A 6912-nucleotide genomic window follows, 5' to 3' on the forward strand; every position below is an offset into this window, starting at 1 on the left:
TAGGGGTGTACTTCGACTGCGCTCAGTAACCGAGGGTTTAGGGGTTTTAAAGTCTTAGACCAGCCTGTTTCAATAGTGGTAGAACGCGCTTACCGAATAAATCTAAATCCGGCTCAAAATCGTAGAAGGCTATCTGGAAACCATCAACGCCAGCTTTATTTAGTTGCAAAAGTTGTTCGGTGATTTGTTCTGGCGAACCAATGAGTTGCACGTTACCACCGATCGCACTACCAACGCTATGACGCAGATTTCCCTTTTTATGCCCTCTCCAAGCGTGTGCATCACTGCTAACAAGAGAACGTCCCGCAATTGATTCATGATCAGCCTGGTCAACGATGGCTTGGGCGTATGCTTCTGCCTCTTTTTCCGTTTCACCAAGGACAATCAACGGATTTAGCAGCGTGCGGACTTGTCTACCTTGGGCGATCGCAGATTGTTTCACACGTTCTGTATGGGCGGGTAAGGATGACAAAGCACTCTCTATATCTCCGCCAGCCGGACTGGTGATAAACACGATATCAGAATGACGACCTGCAAACTCAATACCCGCAGCTGAACCAGTGGCGTTAACTAAAACCGGACGACCATAAAGCGGACGGGGGCTAATGTAAGCATCTTTGAACTGCCAAGAGCTTTTTTGACTCTGGTAAGAAAAGTTCTCGGTTTCTGACCAAAGTCTCTTTAAGATAGTGACAAATTCATCAGCCATTTCATAGCGGCGATCGTGTTCGATTTGACTCCAACCGAACAATTCATGCTCATAAGCCCGGTGTCCGGTGACAACGTTAATTCCCCACCGACCTTTGGAAATGTGGTCAAGTGTCGCCCCAAATTTAGCTAAATGAATGGGATGCCAAGGCCCATAAAGAACGTGAATGGTAGAAATTAAGAGAATCCGCGAAGTCATCCCAGCTAGAGAAGCCGTTGCAATGAAAGCATCTAGACCCGCTTCCGTGCGAGTCGGCCCCTGTCCACCCTTGGGTTGCCATGTGGAATAGCCAAATACAAGGTCAAATCCCAATTCCTCAGCCTTTTGGGTCAATTTGGCATTGTAGTCAAACGACCAATCAGTAGTGCGAGGTAAATGTGATGAACTCCAGCCACCGTGATGAATTGGTAAGAATAAGCCTAGTAATACAGGCTGTTTGAGAGCTTGAGATAATGGACTATCAGGATAGTCTGTCGGAGAAGCGTAGACGCAAAGCGGCTTGTCGCCAGACATCGCTTTTATCTCGGTTCTGACAGCAGTAGTATCAATTACACTCATAGTTGAATTTCACAAATAAAAGTCTTGTTAAGAAAGGGTGTGGGGGTATAGGGGTTTGAGGGTGTAGGGGAGAGGTTTCAAGGGCTTTGCTGATTAATGGGATGATTTTTGTCTCACGCATACCGCTAAAGCGGAACTCGAAGAGTAGGCGCAAAGACGCAAAGAGCAAGAGTTTTAAGTTTCCAGAGATATATCAAGAATAAATCGCATATCAAGTTAATCTCTTCCCCCTACACCCCTACACCCCTTAAAAGAATCCTCTCTGCGGCAATGGCGTACCATTTATCTCATAATCGCCAATCGCACGCGCCTTAAAGTGATTGGGATTATGTGAGGATAAAGTACGTGCATTGCGCCAGTGACGGTCAAAGTTAGAGCTTTTCTTGGTTGTCGAAGCTCCGCCAACTTCAAATAGTAAGGTGGCTGAACGTAACGCCAAATCATCAACAATCAATTTGGCTTTGGCTGCATTCAAAGAAGTTTCTAACGCTACAGCTGTTTCTGCTTCTTCACTTTGGGCTTTAGCCGCAGGCAGGCGATCGAGTCCATCGGCGGCGGCTAAAACGATCGCTTCTGCGGCAAAGGCATTAGCTGCAATTTGTCCGACAGTTTGCTGTAAAATTGGATCTTCTGCTGCTTGCTCGGATACGGCATGGTAAAAAGTCCGAGACCGTTTATGAACGAGGGATGTGGCATCACGCAGCACGCTACGAATAATGCCGGCGTTAATAGCAGTCAAGAATAATTGCGGGATGATATTGTATGGCAGATTGTCTTTGTCTGTGTCTGTCTCAAAAAACACTTCACTTGCCTCGACACGGACATTAGTGAAATTAGTCGTTCCTGTGCCTGTAAGCCTCTGCCCAAAGCCATCCCAATCATCTATAAGCTCAATTCCATCGCGGTTTGTTGGGATGAGAATAAACGCCGTAGTGCCATCTGGTACTAGTACACGCACAAAAATCAAGTCTGCATAAAGGCTGCCAGTGCTGTAATACTTCGTGCCATTCAGACGATAGCCGTTACCATCGGGTGTTAATTTTGTATTTACAACTTGACCACCGCCAGCCCGTTTAACTTCTAATTCGGTGGAAGCAAGTCCAATGATTGCCCCATCAGCTACAGCTTTTAGCCAGCGACGATTTCTTTCGGTGCGTTCAGAACGCAAAATTCGCTCTGTGACAGAAAAATGATTCCGCACGATGTGAGCTACGTTCGGGTCAGCATCACCTAACTTAATCACCACCTCGAATAATTCTCGCGCTGTGCTACCGCCACCACCTTCAGTAACGGGGATTCGCAATGCACCCAACCGGGAACGCCGAATTAATTCAACCACATCAAAAGGCAAGATGCGATCGCGATCGCGCTCCGAAGCTCCCAGCGCAATGAAATCAAACAGGGCTTGTAGTTCAGGGGATTGAGGCGTAACCGGAGATAAAAATTTGAAGGTGGAATCTATAACTTTTTCTTCAATTTGAGTCATTGTTTTTCTCTCTATTTTGAGAATATTGAAGTATGGAGGCAGAAATTTTGACCTTAATTAGCTAATCAATGCAGCTGTAGGTTGAAAGAAGCGGTTAGTAGGGCGAGCGAGTCCGAGATTTTCCCGTAGTGTTTTTCCCTCATACTCTTGGCGAAAGATACCACGCCGTTGGAGTTCTGGGATTACCTCGTCTACAAAATAATTCAGTCCTTCAGGCAAAAACGGAAACATAATATTGAATCCGTCAGAACCTTCTTCGTTCAGCCATTGTTCCATCTCATCGGCAATAGTTTGGGGTGTACCAACAAAAGCTAGTCCGCCATAACTGCCAATACGTCGAGCTAACTGACGGATAGTCAAGTTCTCGCGTTGCGCCAGTGCCACTACGCGCTCACGGGAACTGCGTCCGGCGTTAGTCTGGGGAATTTCTGGCAACGGGCTATCTGGATCGAAGCCGGAAACGTCGTAGCCCAGCGCACTATTGAGGCTAGCAATGCCACTGTCATAATGTACTAGGCTGTCCAAATGTTCACGTTTGGCACGCGCCTCTGCCACAGTTTCACCCACGATGACCAACGCACCTGGAAGAATTTTGATGCTGTCTGGGTCACGTCCGATCGCTTGCGCTCGTCCCTTAATGTCTGCAAATAAAGCTTTGCCAGCCTCTAGATTACCAGCAGGTGCAAACACAGCTTCGGCGGTTTCTGCTGCCAATTGCCTTCCGGCTTCGGATGCACCCGCTTGGACAATTACCGGCCAGCCCTGAATCGGTCTAGCGATGTTCAATGGCCCCCGCACAGAGAGATATTTTCCTTGATGATTCAAAACGTGCAGCTTGTCGGGGTCAAAATAAATCCCTGTTTCCACATCCCGAATAAACGCATCGTCAGCAAAGGAATCCCAAAGACCTGTAACGACATCATAGAATTCTCTTGCTCGTCGGTAGCGTTCGTCATGTTCCATTTCTGCTTCTAAGCCAAAGTTGAGTGCTGCATCTGGATTGGCTGTGGTGACAATATTCCAGCCAGCACGACCGCCACTGATATGGTCAAGAGAGGCAAAACGGCGAGCAATATGAAAAGGTGCGTCATAAGTTGTAGAAGCAGTAGCTATTAGACCGATGTGTTCGGTGACACTGGCAAGGGCAGACAGTAAAGTGAAAGGCTCGAAAGAGGTGACAGTATGGCTGCGTTTTAGTGCGTTAACTGGCATATTCAGCACTGCTAAGTGATCAGCCATGAAAAATGCGTCGAATTTTCCCTGTTCTAGTTTCTGGATGAATTTTTTGAGTGCTAAGAAGTTGAAATTAGCGTCGGGCAAAGCTCCAGGATAACGCCAAGCACCTGTATGTATACTTACCGGACGCATAAACGCACCCAATTTTAATTGCTTTGATTTACTCATTATCTCGCAGTATATTTATTGCTTTGTTAGTGTTTTTTATTACTATTAATTTCATTCTTGAGAAGATGCAATTTAATCTCGATGTTCTTCCCAATCCCTAGTTACCATTGCAATGCACCTCTACATCAAACTCGGCTTCATGTAAATATTTCAAAGCTTGAGTTATCTTTTGACCAGCTAATTCCACATGGAATTGACCAACGCGGCGATCGCCTACTGTTTCCACACTCCCACTCAGGATATTGACATCCACATCAAAACGTCGAGTTAAGGTAGTAAAAATAGGGTTACTAGCCTGTTCTCCGGCAAAGGCGATCGTAGCAATGACTGCACCAGGTTTTGGTTGATAACCATTGCGACGCGGAAACACTTCTTGAGCAAGAAATGATTCTGGTTTGGCAATTAAATCACTAACATATCCCTTTTCGACAATCCTGCCAGCATTGAGAACAGCAGCACTATCGCAGATTTGCTTGACTACACCCATTTCATGAGTAATGAGTAAAATTGTCAAACCCATGCGCTTGTTCAGATCACGCAACAAGTCCAGAATCGACCTAGTTGTTTGCGGGTCAAGTGCTGATGTCGCCTCATCGGAAAGTAAAACTTTAGGTTCTCCAGCCAAAGCACGCGCAATACCGACCCGTTGCTTTTGACCGCCAGACAGTTGCGCTGGATAAGCGTCAGCTTTACCTTGCAAGCCAACCAGTGAAATTAATTCTTCCACTTTAGCCCGGCGTTTCAGGCTGCTGTAACCCATCACTTCCAAAGGGAAAGCAATGTTTTCTGCAACTGTCCTGCAACTCAGTAAATTAAAGTGTTGAAAAATCATCCCAATATGTTGACGGGCGCGACGCAATTTATCTCCCGACAATTTTGTTATTTCCTGTCCGTCAACTACAACTGAACCTGATGTCGGTTTTTCTAGTTGATTCACGCAACGAATTAACGTGCTTTTACCTGCACCACTTTGACCCAAAACGCCATAAATTTCTCCTGGTTTGACAAAAAGACTGACTCCATCTAAAGCGACAACTTTTTGGCTGCCTTGATGATAAATTTTATGGACATCAATAAATGTAATCATATGATAATTTCTCCAGAATAAATCATCACTATTACTTGCTAAGGAATAGGAATTACTGCACCTTGATATTTATCTTTAATAAATTTTTTGACTTGATCATCACGCAATAGCTGATGCAATTTCTGAATTCTGGGGTCTGTTTCTTTGCCTTTTAAGGTTGTGACGGTCACAGCGTAAATTGGGTCTCTAGCTGACTCTAATGCTAGGGCATCTTTGTCAGTTTTTAATCCAGCTTGCACAATCCAATTACCTGTAACTCCTGCTAAATCCACATCAGGAAGAGTAGGAATTGCTTGCGCTCCAGGTATCTCTTTAATTTGGATGTTCTTGGAATTTTCAATAATATCTTTAGGACTTGCTGGACGCACATTGGGCTTGAGTTTAATTAAACCTGATTCTTCCAATACTTTTAAAGCACGATGGGCATTACTGGGGTCATCAGGAATTGTAACTAGGGCTTTATTTGGCACATCTTTGAGCGATTTATATTTTTTAGAAAAAATGCCTACTGGATTTAAATGAATTTGAGGCGTAAAGGCATACATCTCGAAATTATGTTTTTTGCCATAGTCTTCCATAAAAGGAATATGTTGGAAATAATTGGCATCAATAACACCATCTTTTAAGGCAGTGTTGTTCTGCACAAAATCATTGAAGGTGACAATTTCAATTTCTAGCCCAGCTGCGGGGGCTAAATTTTTTTTGACAAACTCTAAAATTTCTCCGGCTGGTACTGGTGTGACACCGACTTTAATTTTTTCTTTGGCTGTGGTTGCGGTAGTATTAGCGGCTGTCGTAGCTGATGGATTGGCAGTTGTATTAGCAGTATTATTATTTTGAGGTGAACTACAGCTAGAAAATACTGTAGAAGCAGCAAATGATGTGACTGCTATTAAAAGGAATCGACGGTTAAGATTGATGCTAAATTTCATGCGATCGCCTATTTTCATGAACAACGGAGTCAGTAATTTAACTTGTTAATGCTTAATCACTCTTCTAACCGCTTTTTCGGCAAGTGGGGGGCGTGTTGATCAAGTAATTTGTCGAAGATTTCTAGTTCTAAATCAGTAGTCCAAGTGGGACGAGTAAGTATTGCAGTCACGTCGCTTTGCTCCAATTGCAAAATTCAATCTGAAGAACTTTTAGATGGGGTGTAGTACCAATTCAAAATTCAAAATTCAAAATTTAAAATTAAGAAAGCCAGACTTTGCAGAGGTTTCAAAGCTTGCATCTGTTGCTCAATTTTGGAGAATTGGTGTAATTTGGCTCGTATATTTTTACCTCTAGCTGGCGATCGCTGCACTTTCTACTGTTAACGCTCGCACTCTTGGTATAATCTCCGCAGCAAAACGCTCCATTTCTGTGGCAAAGGGCTGGAATTGCAGCATGAAAGTACCAATTCCTACTTTGGTAAATTCAGCAATCCGATGAGCCACAGTGTCATAACTCCCAACTAAGCCAGCCGCAGTTCCGCCATTGCTCCCTACACCTGGATATTTAGCCATATTTTTAAACATTACGACTTCTGCATCTACTCCTTTAAGTAGTTCTGTGCGATCGTCTTGTGCTAGTACCATTGCTCTGAGGTTTTGATATTCTGTTTCGGCTTCTGCGTCTGTTGGTCGAGCAATCACGAAAGCTGACATGGCAAAATCTAAAGGTTGAGAA

Annotated in this window: 5 protein-coding genes and 1 pseudogene; all 6 read right to left on the reverse strand. The window is 44.3% G+C overall.

What is annotated here, in order from left to right:
• Positions 1-46: 46 nt before the first annotated feature.
• A complete protein-coding gene (locus CV014_RS24445) occupies positions 47-1267 on the reverse strand; it encodes an LLM class flavin-dependent oxidoreductase (RefSeq protein ID WP_236144400.1) in 1221 nt (406 codons plus the stop codon).
• Between the two features lie 247 nt (positions 1268-1514).
• Complete coding sequence (locus tag CV014_RS24450; protein ID WP_236144401.1) at positions 1515-2753, reverse strand: acyl-CoA dehydrogenase family protein; 1239 nt, start codon at positions 2751-2753, stop codon at positions 1515-1517.
• 57 nt (positions 2754-2810) lie between these two features.
• Positions 2811-4157: an LLM class flavin-dependent oxidoreductase gene (locus CV014_RS24455; protein ID WP_236144402.1), complete on the reverse strand. Its 1347-nt coding sequence runs from the start codon at positions 4155-4157 to the stop codon at positions 2811-2813.
• Between the two features lie 97 nt (positions 4158-4254).
• Positions 4255-5244 (reverse strand): methionine ABC transporter ATP-binding protein, encoded by a 990-nt coding sequence (locus CV014_RS24460; protein ID WP_236144403.1) that lies wholly within the window; start codon positions 5242-5244, stop codon positions 4255-4257.
• Between the two features lie 38 nt (positions 5245-5282).
• On the reverse strand, positions 5283-6176 hold the full coding sequence (locus tag CV014_RS24465) for a MetQ/NlpA family ABC transporter substrate-binding protein (protein ID WP_236144404.1): 894 nt from the start codon (positions 6174-6176) through the stop codon (positions 5283-5285).
• A gap of 351 nt (positions 6177-6527) precedes the next feature.
• A pseudogene (locus CV014_RS24470) lies at positions 6528-6912 on the reverse strand (LLM class flavin-dependent oxidoreductase); the annotation flags it as partial.

The organism is Nostoc sp. CMAA1605, from assembly GCF_021596505.1.
Taxonomy (GTDB): Bacteria; Cyanobacteriota; Cyanobacteriia; order Cyanobacteriales; family Nostocaceae; genus Trichormus.

Coding starts and splice junctions, on each gene's coding strand:
- CV014_RS24445 (WP_236144400.1), bottom strand. CDS start 1,267: ATGAGTGTAATTGATACTACTGCTGTCAGAACCGAGATAAAAGCGATG.
- CV014_RS24450 (WP_236144401.1), bottom strand. CDS start 2,753: ATGACTCAAATTGAAGAAAAAGTTATAGATTCCACCTTCAAATTTTTA.
- CV014_RS24455 (WP_236144402.1), bottom strand. CDS start 4,157: ATGAGTAAATCAAAGCAATTAAAATTGGGTGCGTTTATGCGTCCGGTA.
- CV014_RS24460 (WP_236144403.1), bottom strand. CDS start 5,244: ATGATTACATTTATTGATGTCCATAAAATTTATCATCAAGGCAGCCAA.
- CV014_RS24465 (WP_236144404.1), bottom strand. CDS start 6,176: ATGAAATTTAGCATCAATCTTAACCGTCGATTCCTTTTAATAGCAGTC.